14 protein-coding genes and 1 riboswitch are annotated in these 13,167 nt (G+C 63.2%); of the genes, 6 read left to right on the top strand and 8 right to left on the bottom strand.

From position 1 onward, the window contains the following. Positions 1 to 231 precede the first annotated feature (231 nt). Positions 232 to 465 (top strand): hypothetical protein, encoded by a 234-nt coding sequence (locus AC1QQ2_RS13185; protein ID WP_017847731.1) that lies wholly within the window; start codon positions 232 to 234, stop codon positions 463 to 465. A gap of 54 nt (positions 466 to 519) precedes the next feature. Here the strand turns inward: AC1QQ2_RS13185 and chrA are convergent, their stop codons facing one another. Beyond that, positions 520 to 1,686 carry a chromate efflux transporter gene (gene chrA, locus AC1QQ2_RS13190; RefSeq protein WP_479713484.1) on the bottom strand — a complete coding sequence of 389 codons (1,167 nt, stop codon included), beginning with the start codon at positions 1,684 to 1,686 and terminating at the stop codon, positions 520 to 522. Positions 1,687 to 1,882: 196 nt separating this feature from the next. Between chrA and AC1QQ2_RS13195 the strand changes: the two genes are divergently transcribed. Next, positions 1,883 to 2,443, top strand: a complete 561-nt coding sequence (locus tag AC1QQ2_RS13195; RefSeq protein ID WP_046487107.1) for a nucleotidyltransferase family protein — start codon at positions 1,883 to 1,885, stop codon at positions 2,441 to 2,443. Between the two features lie 93 nt (positions 2,444 to 2,536). Here the strand turns inward: AC1QQ2_RS13195 and AC1QQ2_RS13200 are convergent, their stop codons facing one another. From AC1QQ2_RS13200 to AC1QQ2_RS13215, 4 genes are all read right to left on the bottom strand, one after another. Further along, entirely contained in the window at positions 2,537 to 3,304 is a 768-nt protein-coding gene (locus tag AC1QQ2_RS13200) for an ABC transporter ATP-binding protein (protein ID WP_046382621.1), read from the bottom strand. Continuing rightward, positions 3,301 to 4,305, bottom strand: coding sequence for a FecCD family ABC transporter permease (locus tag AC1QQ2_RS13205; RefSeq protein ID WP_046382622.1), 1,005 nt, complete (start codon positions 4,303 to 4,305; stop codon positions 3,301 to 3,303). Before AC1QQ2_RS13205 ends, AC1QQ2_RS13200 begins: the two co-directional genes overlap by 4 nt. Continuing rightward, the gene (locus AC1QQ2_RS13210; protein ID WP_479713485.1) at positions 4,302 to 5,312 is read right to left on the bottom strand and encodes an ABC transporter substrate-binding protein; all 1,011 of its coding nucleotides are present in this window, start codon (positions 5,310 to 5,312) and stop codon (positions 4,302 to 4,304) included. Before AC1QQ2_RS13210 ends, AC1QQ2_RS13205 begins: the two co-directional genes overlap by 4 nt. A 114-nt stretch (positions 5,313 to 5,426) precedes the next feature. Beyond that, positions 5,427 to 5,621, bottom strand: a riboswitch (cobalamin riboswitch). 35 nt (positions 5,622 to 5,656) lie between these two features. Further along, positions 5,657 to 6,586: a DNA/RNA non-specific endonuclease gene (locus tag AC1QQ2_RS13215; RefSeq protein WP_057005691.1), complete on the bottom strand. Its 930-nt coding sequence runs from the start codon at positions 6,584 to 6,586 to the stop codon at positions 5,657 to 5,659. 185 nt (positions 6,587 to 6,771) lie between these two features. On the opposite strand from AC1QQ2_RS13215, the gene AC1QQ2_RS13220 reads away from it, so the two are divergent. Continuing rightward, positions 6,772 to 7,782, top strand: coding sequence for a M4 family metallopeptidase (locus AC1QQ2_RS13220; RefSeq protein ID WP_479713486.1), 1,011 nt, complete (start codon positions 6,772 to 6,774; stop codon positions 7,780 to 7,782). 28 nt (positions 7,783 to 7,810) lie between these two features. Then, on the top strand, positions 7,811 to 8,116 hold the full coding sequence (locus tag AC1QQ2_RS13225; RefSeq protein WP_017847723.1) for a protealysin inhibitor emfourin: 306 nt from the start codon (positions 7,811 to 7,813) through the stop codon (positions 8,114 to 8,116). Between the two features lie 54 nt (positions 8,117 to 8,170). Here the strand turns inward: AC1QQ2_RS13225 and AC1QQ2_RS13230 are convergent, their stop codons facing one another. Further along, positions 8,171 to 9,562: an aldehyde dehydrogenase family protein gene (locus AC1QQ2_RS13230; protein ID WP_479713487.1), complete on the bottom strand. Its 1,392-nt coding sequence runs from the start codon at positions 9,560 to 9,562 to the stop codon at positions 8,171 to 8,173. A 112-nt stretch (positions 9,563 to 9,674) separates the two neighbouring features. On the opposite strand from AC1QQ2_RS13230, the gene ptrR reads away from it, so the two are divergent. Beyond that, positions 9,675 to 10,538: a putrescine utilization regulator PtrR gene (ptrR, locus tag AC1QQ2_RS13235; RefSeq protein WP_479713489.1), complete on the top strand. Its 864-nt coding sequence runs from the start codon at positions 9,675 to 9,677 to the stop codon at positions 10,536 to 10,538. Between the two features lie 45 nt (positions 10,539 to 10,583). Here the strand turns inward: ptrR and AC1QQ2_RS13240 are convergent, their stop codons facing one another. Next, positions 10,584 to 10,793, bottom strand: coding sequence for a hypothetical protein (locus tag AC1QQ2_RS13240; RefSeq protein WP_017847720.1), 210 nt, complete (start codon positions 10,791 to 10,793; stop codon positions 10,584 to 10,586). Between the two features lie 111 nt (positions 10,794 to 10,904). Then, positions 10,905 to 12,101 (bottom strand): amino acid aminotransferase, encoded by a 1,197-nt coding sequence (locus AC1QQ2_RS13245; protein ID WP_017847719.1) that lies wholly within the window; start codon positions 12,099 to 12,101, stop codon positions 10,905 to 10,907. A 345-nt stretch (positions 12,102 to 12,446) separates the two neighbouring features. Here AC1QQ2_RS13245 and AC1QQ2_RS13250 point away from each other — a divergent pair. Continuing rightward, on the top strand, positions 12,447 to 13,167 hold a 721-nt coding region (locus AC1QQ2_RS13250; RefSeq protein WP_479713488.1), incomplete at its 3' end, for a DEAD/DEAH box helicase family protein.

Here is a 13,167-nt window from a genome sequence, read left to right on the forward strand (position 1 = left end):
GTGGGGTTTCCCCATGTGAGAGTAGGTCATCGTCAAGATTAAATTCCAGAACCCCTGTTTGCTCACGCAGACAGGGGTTTTGTTTTGGGCGGTCGGAAAGGGCCACTGAATCTGTAGACACTCGATATCCGGTTTTGGGCCGAAAGCAGCCCCTTTCTCGACAAACAGGTCTACCATGCCAGCCCGGCAGTGGTCCACGCGCTACCGTCCATTTTTCATAAAGGCATCGCAATGACCATCGACCAAATCTCCCTTCCCAAAGGTGTCGGCCCTCACGCCTCCAAACTCCTCGACGCCATCACCGGTGCCTCCACCCACGAAGAACTCAACCGTGCCGGCGGCAAAGCCGAAGGTTTTGTCTTGGGCCTCGAGTCCACCAAAGCCATCAAGAGCCAAATCGCCGAGTCGTTGTATGTGGCTTACGACGACGCGGCGAGCAATCGCGCGAGTGAGTTGAAGGGCTAGTCGTCAGCCGCCGAGGTCTTCGGACAGGTCAAGCAGCAAGGCGCGGTGGACGTGTTACAGGGCAAGACTCAATAACCATCCGAGCGCGCCGCTTCCGACAACCACCAGCCACGGTGGCAGCTTCCACACCATCAACGCCACCAGGCCGACCAGGGCCAGGCCGAAATCCCGTGCGCTGAAGATCGCACTGGTCCATACCGGCTGGTACAGCGCCGCCAGCAACAGCCCCACCACCGCTGCGTTCACGCCCGCAAGGGCGGCCTGGGTGCGCGGGCTGCGGCGCAGGCTTTCCCAGAAGGGCAGTGCGCCCAGCACCAGTAAAAACGACGGGGCGAAGATGGCCAGCAGGCAGAGCAGGCCACCGAGCCAGCCGCTCGGGGCCTGGCTCATCGACGCGCCGAGGAACGCGGCGAAGGTGAACAAGGGGCCGGGCATGGCCTGGGCGGCGCCATAGCCGGCGAGGAAGACATCGTTGCTCACCCAGCCGGTGGGCACGACTTCGGCCTGCAGCAGTGGCAGCACCACGTGGCCGCCGCCGAACACCAGCGAGCCGCTGCGGTAGAACGCGTCGATCATCGCCAGGCCCTGATTGGGGATCAGTTGGGCCAGGATCGGCAGGCCGGCCAACACCAGCACAAACAGCGACAACCACATCGCCCCCGCGCGGCGGCTGAGCGTCACGGGTAACGCATCGTGCGCGGCCGGTGGCGTGGGCTTGAACAGCAGCAGGCCCGCCAGCGCCGCCGCGCTGATCACCGCGACCTGGCCCCACGCCGAGGTTTGCAGCAGGGCCACGCACGCCGCGATCAGCATCACGGTGATGCGCGCTGCGTCGCTACACAGATTGCGCGCCATGCCCCACACGGCTTGGGCGACCACGGCGACGGCCACCACCTTAAGGCCATGCAGCGCACCCGGCGGGAGCGCCGTGCTGTGCTGGGCAATGCCCAAGGCGAACAGGATCAGCACAACGGCCGACGGCAGCGTAAACCCCAACCATGCCGCCAGCGCCCCACCGTAGCCAGCCCGCGACAGGCCCAGCGCGATACCTACCTGGCTGCTGGCCGGGCCGGGCAGGAATTGGCACAGCGCGACCAAATCCCCATAACTGCGCTCGCTCAGCCAGCGGCGCCGGGTGACGAACTCGTCGCGAAAGTAACCCAGGTGTGCGACGGGGCCGCCGAAGGAGGTGAGCCCCAAGCGCAGGAAAATCAGAAACACCGACCAGGAGCTGGCGGGGCGATCAGTCGGGGAATGGGCCAAGGTCGGCGTCTCGGTGAGGGCAATAGGGGAGCGGTGTGTCGAGGCACCTTAGCGAATTTTGATGACGTGAAGAAGAGGCCGTTACGTGAAAGCGTAACCCGCGTTGTTGTACTGTTGGCTCCCCAGGACAGGTGCCCACTGCAAAGGATTGAGCATGACATTGACCGTCGAAACCTTTCTCGAGTTGGCCATGGCCAACCCCATCAACGCCGAGATCACCGCGCGCCTGCCGGCCCTTGGTGTGAACCAGTGCATGCTGACCGCGGGCTGTCTGTTCCAGGCTGTTTGGAATCATCAGTCGAATCTGCCTGCTGACCAGGGGGTAAAGGACTACGACGTTTTTTACTTCGACCCGGACCTTTCCTGGGAGGCCGAAGACGCGGTCATTCGCGCTGCACAGCGGCTGTTCGAGGATTTGGAGGTAGAAATTGAAGTGAAGAATCAGGCGCGCGTTCACCTTTGGTATGGCCAGCGGTTTGGCCGACCGTATCCGCAGCTGCACTCCGCGCGCGCCGGGATTGATCGTTACCTGGTGGCCGGGACGTGCATCGGGCTGGATGTGGCGACGGGCGAGGTGTATGCGCCATTTGGTTTGACTGATATGGAGCAGGGCCTGCTCAGGATCAACCCGATCAATCCTGAGCCGGAGTTGTTTGCGCAGAAGGCGCGCAGCTATCAGGCGCGGTGGCCTTGGCTGAGGATTGTCGAGGATTAGCCCAGCGCACGCGGCCGTTCGGCAGGTGCTGCACGCTGATCCCATCGCCGCCTCGCCGTGCTCGACAGCGCCGACATTTGAACGGTGTTGCCGTTAAGCGCGCAGTCGCAGAATCTGCGCCCCGTCAAACGGGTCCGTCAGGTAGTGCGCCTGCACCCCGAAGGTGTCCTGCAGCCGCTGCGGCGTCAGCACGTCCTGCGGCTTGCCCAGCGCCACCAAACGCCCGCGGTCCAGCACGGCCAGGCGATCACAGGTCAGTGCCTGGTTGAGATCGTGCAGGGCGATCAGGGTCGTCACGGGTAACGCCTGCACGCCCTTGAGAATCGACAGTTGATGCTGAATATCCAGGTGGTTGGTCGGCTCATCCAACACCAGAATCTGTGGCCGTTGCGCCAGGGCGCGGGCGATGTGTACGCGTTGGCGCTCACCGCCGGAGAGGCTGCGCCAGGCGCGGTTGCTCAAGTGCATGGCGTCCACGTCGTGCAGCGCCTGGCGCACGATGCGATCGTCTGCCTCGGACCACGGGCTCAGCGCTGACAGCCACGGGGTGCGGCCCAATGCGACAGCGTCGAACACCCGAATGGCATCGTCGGTGTCGGCCTGTTGTTCCACCACGGCCAGACGTTGTGCCACGGTGCGGCGGGGCAGTTCGCCCAGGCGCTCGCCACCCAGGCGTACTTCGCCATGAGCGGGGGTACGCAACCCGGCCAACAGTTTGAGCAAGGTGGATTTACCCGAGCCGTTCGGGCCGACGATCCCGAGGGTTTCGCCGGGCGCCACCTCCAGGTGGATATCCCGCAGCAACTCGGCTTCCCGCACCTTGAAGCCCAGCCCGCTGCAGCTCAATACCGGCGCACTCATCGAGGGTTTCTCCGGCCGATCAGAATCAGTGCAAACACCGGCGCGCCGACCAGCGCAGTGACCACGCCCACCGGAATCACCTGGCCCTTGATCAAGGTGCGCGACAGTACATCCGCTGCAATCAAAAACAGCGCGCCGCCCAATGCGCTGGCCGGCAACAGGCGCGAGTGCCCGGTGCCGAGCAGCAGGCGCGCGGCATGGGGAATCACCAGCCCGACAAAACCAATGGAGCCGACAATCGACACCATCACCGCCGTGACCAATGCCGCGCAGCCCACCAGCACCCATTGCACGCGGCGTACCGGGATGCCGAGGGAGGCCGCCGAGTCGCGCCCGAAGGTGAACGCATCCAGCGCCCGACGATGCCACAGGCACACCGCCAACCCGGCGACCGCCACCGGCACCGCCAGCCACACCGACGGCCAACGCACGCCGCTGAGGTTGCCCAGCAGCCAGAACAGAATGCCGCGCGCCTGTTCGGAGCTGGCCGACTTGGTGATCAGGAACGCGGTGAGCGCATTGAACAACTGCGAGCCGGCAATGCCTGCGAGGATGATCTGCCCGGTGCCGCTGGACGAACCGCTGGCCCGTGCGAGCAATACCACCAGCGCAAACGCCGCCATCGCCCCGCCGAACGCACCGACCGACAGCGAAACCAAGCCGCCGCCGACGCCCATCAGCACCACCAGGACTGCGCCGGTCGAAGCGCCGGCGCTGATGCCCAGCAGGTAAGGATCGGCCAGGGGGTTGCGCAACAACGACTGCAAAATCACCCCGCAGGTGGCCAGCCCGGCCCCGCATGCGGCGGCGACCAGGGCGCGGGTCAGGCGGTAGTTCCACACCACGCCTTCATCGATCGGGTCCAGTACGTAGCCGGCCGCCCACAGTTTGTTGGCGAGTACCTGCAACACCACCTGCGGCGCGATGGCGGTTTCGCCGATGGCCACGCCGGCGAGCACGGCGATCAGTAGCAATGCCAGGGCGAGTAGGGTTCGTATCATCTCGGCAGGTCGTAGCCGTCGATGGCCGCAGCCAGTTGTTCAAGACCCTCGAAGGTCCGCACGCTGGCCTGCAGGGCCATGGCGTCGAGGATGATGATGCGGTTGTGTTTCACCGCGTCCATGTTGCGCGTCACCGGGTCGCTGCGCAGGAAGGCGAGCTTCTGTGCATGATCGTCGGCCGGGTAGCGGCGGCGGTCCATGCGGGCGATCACCAGCACGGTGGGGTTGGCCTTGGCGATGGTTTCCCAGCCGACGGCGGGCCATTCCTCATCAGACTGCACCACGTTGCGCAGGCCGAGCGTTTGCAGCATGAACTCGGGGACACCCTTGTGACCGGCCACGTAGGGATCGCTGGCCATCTCGGCGCTGGAAAACCACACCAGCGCACTGGCCTGCTTGAGCCCCTTGGCTTGCACGGTGGCGACGGACTTGGCCAGGCGCGCCTTGAGTTCATCGTTGAGTTGCTGGCCGCGATCCTGCACGTCGAAAATCTCCGCCAACTGGCGGATGCCCTTGTAGATCGTGTCGATGCGGAACGGCTCCAGCCGCGTGCCGTCGGCGCCCTCCCGGTTGTTCTTGGCTTCGCAGTCGGAGGGCAGCAGGTAGGTGGGGATCTTCAACTCATGAAACTGCTCGCGGGTGCCCACCACGCCTTGCGGGCCGACCACCCATTCCAGCTCGGCCGCCACCAGTTGCGGGCGCTTGGCGATCACCGACTCGAAGCTCGGTTCGTTATTGGCCAGGCGTTCGATGCCGTCGTTCAGCGCCTTGAACTGTGGCAGCACGTTGTTGAACCACAGCGACGTGCCGACCACTTTATCGCCCACGCCGAGGGCATAGAGCATTTCGGTGGCGGCCTGGCCGATGGTCACGGCGCGGGCGGGCGCTTGCGCGAAGGTCAGGCTGCTGCCGCAGTTCTCCACTGTCAGCGGGTACTGAGTGGGGGCCGCTTGGGCCAGGGCACACAGGCCCAGGCCGGTGAGCAGGGCGGTAACGCGTGGCAGCATTGGGCAATCTCCTTGGAGCCGTACCTGGAACAGGGGGTGTACGGTTCGGAAACACGCCCTCGACCGCTGCGGGTGAGGCAGGCAAGGATGTCCTTCCCGGACACCCCGCCGGTTAGTGATTTTGCTGGGCCGGCAGGTCTCCTGACTGATGCGTCGTCGCCACGCTCCAGCCTTCCCGGACGGGGTCCAGTGGCAGTGGGGGAGCGGGCTCGGCATCTACAGTTGCGGGGGCAGTTCCGATTGGCGCGGTGTACCGCGCTTCGGATTCCCTATTAGTCCCGTTTGGGAACCGGCGCGGTATGGTAGTCGATCACGGCGGGGCGATATAGCCTTAGGTCGCCTGGTTACAGACGAATATCTTCAGGGCCCTGGATCAGCGCTTCAATTCGCGTCCCCGTGGCGCGCTCTTCATTGCTGAAACCATCGTAGTCGGCCAGGTTGGCGAAGCGGATACCGGTCAAGCGTTCGATCTGAATCACGCTGCGCTGGTAGGTTCTGAGCTGGCCGAACATGAGGTCGAGCTGACCCAGCTCGCGGTTTTGGTCGATCATGTAGGCGCTGGCGCAGGGCTTGCCGTCGTCGCTGAGGTAGGCGACCACTTTCCAGAACGCTTTGGGGATTTTAACGCCCCGGTAGACGCGGTCGTCGTCCGCCAACACCGGGCCGGTAAACACCGTGGCCCGGGCTTTCCAGCGTTGTGTGTTATCGAGAATGTAGTCCTCGAGTTCCAGCCAGGTCTTCTGGTTGAACCCGCTCATCTGCGGTGAGCAGTTGGTGAAGTGGAAGGTGTCGGCATTGGCGGTGTTGGCCGCGTCACCCCAGTTGGGGTCCTGTCGGCGCACCAGATGACCGCGGTCCAGGCCATTGTCGGTGTAGAGCGCATCACCCACCTGTGCGCTGATGGGCAGGCGGCCGTCGTAGGCCCAGGCGTCGTTGCTGCGGATGATATCCACATGCTGTGCGCCATCGATATTGGCGCCCACGTAGAGTGCCAGTCGCCTCGAGCGCGACATGGTCACTGAGAAATGCGTGTAGTCCAGGCGCAGCGGCTGTACGTCAGCCAGCAGGGCTTCATCCACCGTGGGCCATGGCACCACGAAGCGGTCGAGAAACGCTTCAGCGTAGCCGCGCCGGTCCTGCAGGTCCTTGGCCGCGGTGACACGCGCAGTCGCCGCCCTGGCCTCCATGAGGCTGGGGCCGGCCGCGAGCAACGGGCGCAGGTCGGCGAGCCGGGGGCGGTGCGAAAGGTCGATTTTGGTGGCGCGTGGGGGCATTGTAAGTTCCTCGCAGTCCTCGGATTAACACTACTGCAGCATAGCTTCATGACAATTTGGCCCAAGCCGCCACGGCAGGACTATTCTTGAACGGTTACCCGGACGTTCACCCCACGCCAAAATGGAGCCAGCCAATGTGTGTTCGCCAGCATCGCAACCCGATTTTCTGCCTGATCCCGCCATACATGCTCGACCAGATCGCCCGCAACGGCGATAAAGCGCAACGGGAAGTCGCGTTACGCACACGCGCCAAAGACAGCACGTTCCGTTCGTTGCGCATGGTTGCCGTACCCGCCAAAGGGGCCGCCCACATGGCCCTGCCCATGGGCGCCGAAAAACGGCGTTCGATCTACAGCGCCGAGGGCGCCGATAGCCTGCCGGGCAAGTTGATCCGTGGCGAAGGGCAACCCGTCAGTGGTGATATGGCGGTGGACGAGGCCTACGATGGGTTGGGCGCCACATTCGATTTTTTCGATCAGGTCTTCGACCGCAACTCCATAGACGACGCCGGTATGGCGCTGGACGCGACCGTTCATTTTGGCCAGAACTACAACAATGCATTCTGGAACTCGAGCCAGATGGTGTTTGGTGATGGCGATCAGCAACTATTCAACCGTTTCACGATAGCCCTTGATGTCATTGGCCATGAGTTGGCCCACGGTGTGACCGAGGATGAGGCCAAGCTGATGTATTTCAATCAATCCGGTGCGTTGAACGAGTCGCTGTCCGACGTGTTCGGCTCACTGATCAAGCAGTACGCGCTGCAGCAAACGGCGCAAGATGCGGATTGGTTGATCGGCAAAGGGTTGTTTACCAAGAAAATCAAAGGCACTGCGTTGCGCTCGATGAAAGCGCCGGGCACCGCGTTCGATGACAAGCTGCTGGGCAAGGACCCTCAGCCGGGGCATATGGACGCTTTTGTGCAGACCTATGAGGACAACGGCGGGGTGCATATCAATTCCGGTATTCCCAACCATGCGTTCTATCAGGTAGCCACGAAGATCGGCGGGTTTGCCTGGGAGCGCGCAGGGCGTATCTGGTATGACGCGTTACGCGATGCGCGGTTGCGGCCGAACGCGGGGTTTCTGCGTTTCGCGCGCATCACCTACGACATTGCCGGTCGTCTGTACGGTGCTGGCAAGGCCGAGCACAAGGCGGTGAAGGAAGGCTGGAAAGCAGTGGGCATTAACGTCTGACAACCCGCCTGGGCGGTGAGGAACAGCCATGCAAATTTCGATCAAGGAAATTGGGGGACCCGCGTTTTTCCCGGGCCTGGCCCGACCGAACACCGTGGAACTGGAGACGCTGCCCGAGGCGGACCAGCAAGAGTTGCGGCAACTGATCGAGGCTTCACACTTCTTTCAGTTGCCGCAAAGCACCGCGCCGGAACCCGGTAATCCAGGCCAGGTGCATTACACCCTGACCGTGACCGAAGGTGAACGCGAGCACACGGTGTGTGTGCTCGCGCCAGTGAAGTCAGAGGCGCTGGACGGGCTGGTGCAGTGCGTGCGCCGGCATATCCGCTGCTGAGCCTGCTGCGCAGCCCGCGGGATCACGCTCCCTTGCCACAGGGGTTGCTGTGGATTATTTGCGATCCAGCCACACCGTCTGCGCATTGCAGAATTCCCGCACGCCAAAGTGCGACAACTCCCGCCCAAAGCCGCTTTTTTTCACGCCGCCAAACGCCACCCGCGGGTCGGACACGCTGAAGGCGTTGACGAAGATCCCGCCGGTTTCCAGCTGGTCGGCGATCTCGCGCGCTTTCGCCGAGTCGCGGGTGAAGATGCTCGCGGTCAGGCCGAACTCGCTGTCGTTGGCCAGGGCCACGGCGTGATCGGCGTCGCGGGCGCTGATGATGGAGGCGACGGGGCCGAACAGCTCTTGTTTGAACGAGGTCATCTGGTCGGTGACGTCGGCCAGTACGGTCGGTGCGTAGTAGTTGCCGGCGCCGGGCACTTTGTCGCCGCCCAGCAGCAGGGTCGCGCCTTCTGCCAGGGTCGCCTGGACCTGGCCGTGCAGTTCGTCGCGCAGGTCGAAGCGGGCCATCGGGCCGACGTAGGTGTGGGTCGAGGTCGGGTCGCCCATCACCAGTTGGCGGCTGGCTTCGACGAACTTGGCGGTGAAGGCGTCCACCACGCCGGCTTCGATGATCAGGCGCTTGGCCGCGGCGCAGACTTGGCCGCTGTTCTGGAAACGGCCGATCACCGCGGCCTGGACGGCGGCGTCGAGGTCGGCGTCGTTGAGCACGATGAACGGGTCGCAGCCGCCCAGTTCGAGCACGCATTTCTTCAGCGCGGCACCGGCCTGGGCGCCGATGGCCATACCGGCGCGCACGCTGCCGGTGAGGGTGACGGCGGCGATGCGTGGGTCGGCGATGGCTTTGGAAACGCCGTCCTGGGTCACGTTGAGCACTTCGAACAGGCCTTCGGCAAAGCCGGCTTTGTGGAGCGCCGCTTTCATCAGGTAGGCGCTGCCCATCACGTTCGGTGCGTGTTTGAGCACGTAAGTGTTGCCAGCGAGCAGCGTCGGCACGGCGCCGCGCAGGACTTGCCAGACCGGGAAGTTCCACGGCATCACCGCGAGGATCGGGCCCAGCGGGCGGTATTCGATGTGCGCGCTGCCGTTGTCCACCAGCGTCGGTTCCGCGGCGAGCATGGCTGGACCGTGGGCGGCGTACCATTCGCTGAGTTGCGCACATTTCTCGATTTCGGCGCGGGCCTGGACGATGGGTTTGCCCATTTCCAGGGTGATCATCTGCGCCATGGCTTCGGCTTGCTCACGCAGCACGCCGGCCAGGGCCTGCAACCGCTCTGCGCGCTGGCTGAGCGGCTGGCGGCGCCAGGTGCGGAAAGCGGCGGTCGCACGGTTGAGGGTGGCGTCCAGCTGGTTCTCGTTTTCATACGGGTAACTGCCGACCGTTTCGCCGGTGGCGGGGTTGATCGAGAGGGCGTGGGTCTGGTGAGCGATAGCGTTCATGGCACCGTCCTGCTGAAGGTTTGGATTGGAATCAGCGTAAGGGGCTATATCTTTTCTGGAAAGTGAATAATATTAAGCGATACGTTCACGATTGGAGAATGATTTGGACCTGGTGCAGCTGGAAATCTTCAAGGCCGTTGCCGAGCAAGGCAGCATCAGCGCCGCCGCGCAGTTGATTCATCGGGTGCCGTCCAACCTGACCACGCGCATCAAGCAACTGGAGCAGGATCTTGGCGTGGCGCTGTTTATCCGCGAGAAGAGCCGCCTGCGTCTGTCCCCGGCCGGGTGGAATTTCCTCGGCTATGCGCGGCGTATTCTCGACCTGGTACAGGAAGCCCGTGCGACGGTGGCGGGGGAGGAGCCCCAGGGCGCGTTTGCCCTCGGTTCGCTGGAAAGCACCGCAGCGGTGCGTATTCCCGCACTGCTGGCGGCATATAACCAGAAGCACGCCAAGGTCGAGCTGGACCTGAGTACCGGGCCCTCGGGCACGATGATCGAAGGCGTGTTGTCGGGGCGTCTGGCGGCGGCATTCGTCGATGGACCGGTGTTGCATGCCACCCTGGAGGGCCTGGCGGTGTTCGAGGAGGAGATGGTGGTGATTGCACCGCTGCATCACGCGCCGATCACCCGCGGGCAGGATGTGAACGGGGAAAGCATCTATACCTTTCGCTCCAACTGTTCGTACCGCCACCACTTCGAGCGCTGGTTCGCACAGGACGGCGCGGTGCCGGGGCGGATTTTCGAGATGGAGTCTTACCACGGCATGCTTGCCTGCGTCAGCGCCGGGGCCGGCCTGGCGCTGATGCCGCGCAGCATGTTGGAAAGCATGCCGGGGTTTACCACGGTGAGTGTGTGGCCGCTGACGGACAGTTTCCGCGTCTTGCACACTTGGTTGATCTGGCGCCGAGGCACGGTGTCGCAGAGCCTGAACAGCTTCGTAAGGTTACTGGAGGAACGCGTCCTGGCAACCCCATAAAACCAATGTGGGAGGGGGCTTGCCCCTCCCACATTTCAATCTTCATCAGCCGCCGAATTGCAGGGTACCCATCGCCAATTTGGCCATTATCGCTGTCGCACCCAATTGCACCAGCCACAGGGCCAACCCGCCGAGGAATACGCCGAGGGCCACTTGCAAGACCAGGCTTTTCTGGCGCTTGGCTTGCGGCGCGCGCGGGGTGAAGTGGTCCAGTTCGTCGCGGTCGGCACGCAGGTCCAGGTCGTCGTTTCTCATAGGGCTCTCACAGCAAAGGGGCAGTCGGGGTTCAGTCTAGGGGAGCAGGGCGTTTTCTGACAGGCATTAAAAAGGGAAGCCGTAGCTTCCCTTCGTGCAGCGCCGCCAGGTTTATAGAACCTGAACAATCGCCTTCGTTACCGCACCAATGTTCGACTGGTTCAACGCGGCCACACAGATACGCCCGGTGTCCAGCGCGTAGATGCCAAACTCGGTGCGCAGACGGGTGACTTGCTCAACGGTGAGGCCGGAGTAGGAGAACATCCCACGCTGGCGACCGACGAAGCTGAAGTCGTGGCCCGGCGCAGCCTTGGCCAGTTCGGCGACCATCTGCTCGCGCATGCCACGGATGCGCAGGCGCATCTCCGCCAGCTCGGCTTCCCACTGGGCGCGCAGCTCAGGGTTGTTCAGCACTGCGGCCACGACCGCCGCGCCGTGGGTCGGCGGGTTGGAGTAGTTGGTGCGGATCACACGCTTGACCTGGGACAGGATGCGCGCGCTTTCTTCCTTGGATTCGCTGACGATCGACAGCGCGCCCACGCGTTCGCCGTACAGGGAGAACGACTTGGAGAACGAGCTCGATACAAAGAACGTCAGGCCCGATTCCGCGAACAGGCGCACCGCGGCAGCGTCTTCGTAAATGCCATCACCAAAACCCTGGTAGGCCATGTCGAGGAACGGCACCAGGTTTTTCGCCTTGACCACGTCGAGCACTTGTTGCCAGTCGGCCGGGCTCAGGTCGACGCCGGTCGGGTTATGGCAGCAGGCGTGCAGCACCACGATCGATTGCGGCGGCAGGGCGTTGAGGTCGGCGAGCAGGCCGGCACGGTTCACGTCGTGGGTGGCGGCGTCGTAGTAGCGGTAGGTCTGCACCGGGAAGCCGGCTTTTTCGAACAGCGCCTGGTGGTTTTCCCAGCTTGGGTCGCTGATGGCAACCACGGCATTGGGCAGCAGTTGCTTGAGGAAGTCTGCACCGATCTTCAGCGCGCCGGTGCCGCCAACCGCTTGTGCGGTAATCACGCGGCCAGCGCTCAGCAGCGGCGAGTCAGCGCCAAACAGCAGCTTTTGCACAGCCTGGTCGTAGGCCACGATCCCGTCGATCGGCAGGTAGCCACGGGCGGCGTGTTGCGCCACGCGAATGGCTTCCGCTTCGGCAACGGCACGCAAGAGTGGAATCTTCCCCTCCTCGTTGCAGTAAACGCCCACGCCAAGGTTGACCTTGGTGGTTCGTGTATCGGCGTTGAATGCTTCGTTGAGGCCCAGGATTGGATCGCGTGGTGCCATTTCGACAGCGGAGAACAGGCTCATTTTTGCGGCAGCTCTTTGGGGGAAAGGAGGGACGTGTCGCGCTCCAGCCGAATGCACTAGAGCGGTGCACAAACGGGGAGCTAGTATAGAGGCCATCACGGTCAAGGGCGACAACCGAAACGGCTTTTCGGCCAAGTTTTTCGGTTTATTTACCGACCGTCAGTCTTAATCCAACCTTGAGCGTAGACGGCAGGTCGGACGATTGCCTTGAAACCCGGCACATTCGTCACCACTTCTACAGCTATCATGGTTTTTTCCTGCAACCTGCGATGAAAATTCGCGGGTCGCTGAGCTTTTTTCGTCCTTGGTGGAGTGCAGCCGGGGGTGACTTGAAAGAGGTACGTTATGTCGGATTTCCAGCTCGTCACCCGCTTTGAACCCGCCGGCGATCAACCCGAAGCGATTCGCCAGATGGTCGAAGGCATCGAAGCGGGCCTGTCGCACCAGACGCTGCTCGGGGTGACCGGTTCGGGCAAGACGTTCAGCATCGCCAACGTGATCGCGCAGATCAACCGCCCGACCCTGGTACTGGCACCGAACAAAACCCTGGCCGCGCAGTTGTATGGCGAGTTCAAGGCGTTCTTCCCGAACAACGCGGTGGAGTACTTCGTTTCCTACTACGACTACTACCAGCCCGAAGCCTATGTGCCGTCCTCCGATACCTTTATCGAGAAGGACGCATCGATCAACGACCACATCGAGCAAATGCGTCTGTCAGCGACCAAGGCGCTGCTGGAGCGCAAGGACGCGATCATCGTCACCACGGTGTCGTGCATCTACGGCCTCGGCAGCCCGGAAACCTATCTGAAGATGGTGCTGCACGTCGACCGTGGCGACAAACTCGACCAGCGCGAACTGCTGCGTCGGCTGACGAGCTTGCAATACACGCGCAACGACATGGACTTCGCTCGCGCCACCTTCCGCGTGCGCGGCGATGTGATCGACATCTACCCGGCGGAGTCCGACCTGGAAGCGATCCGCATCGAGCTGTTCGACGATGAAGTCGAGAGCCTGTCGGCGTTCGACCCGTTGACCGGCGAAGTGATCCGCAAACTGCCGCGTTTCA

This window comes from Aestuarium sp., assembly GCF_023253315.1.
Lineage (GTDB): Bacteria > Pseudomonadota > Alphaproteobacteria > Rhodobacterales > Rhodobacteraceae > Marivivens > Marivivens donghaensis.

Excerpts from the sequence above, each read along its gene's own strand:
- AC1QQ2_RS13240 (WP_017847720.1), bottom strand. The coding sequence starts at position 10,793 with ATGAGAAACGACGACCTGGACCTGCGTGCCGACCGCGACGAACTGGAC.
- AC1QQ2_RS13210 (WP_479713485.1), bottom strand. The coding sequence starts at position 5,312 with ATGCTGCCACGCGTTACCGCCCTGCTCACCGGCCTGGGCCTGTGTGCC.
- AC1QQ2_RS13200 (WP_046382621.1), bottom strand. The coding sequence starts at position 3,304 with ATGAGTGCGCCGGTATTGAGCTGCAGCGGGCTGGGCTTCAAGGTGCGG.
- AC1QQ2_RS13195 (WP_046487107.1), top strand. The coding sequence starts at position 1,883 with ATGACATTGACCGTCGAAACCTTTCTCGAGTTGGCCATGGCCAACCCC.
- AC1QQ2_RS13220 (WP_479713486.1), top strand. The coding sequence starts at position 6,772 with ATGCTCGACCAGATCGCCCGCAACGGCGATAAAGCGCAACGGGAAGTC.
- AC1QQ2_RS13225 (WP_017847723.1), top strand. The coding sequence starts at position 7,811 with ATGCAAATTTCGATCAAGGAAATTGGGGGACCCGCGTTTTTCCCGGGC.
- AC1QQ2_RS13185 (WP_017847731.1), top strand. The coding sequence starts at position 232 with ATGACCATCGACCAAATCTCCCTTCCCAAAGGTGTCGGCCCTCACGCC.
- AC1QQ2_RS13215 (WP_057005691.1), bottom strand. The coding sequence starts at position 6,586 with ATGCCCCCACGCGCCACCAAAATCGACCTTTCGCACCGCCCCCGGCTC.
- AC1QQ2_RS13230 (WP_479713487.1), bottom strand. The coding sequence starts at position 9,562 with ATGAACGCTATCGCTCACCAGACCCACGCCCTCTCGATCAACCCCGCC.
- AC1QQ2_RS13245 (WP_017847719.1), bottom strand. The coding sequence starts at position 12,101 with ATGAGCCTGTTCTCCGCTGTCGAAATGGCACCACGCGATCCAATCCTG.
- AC1QQ2_RS13205 (WP_046382622.1), bottom strand. The coding sequence starts at position 4,305 with ATGATACGAACCCTACTCGCCCTGGCATTGCTACTGATCGCCGTGCTC.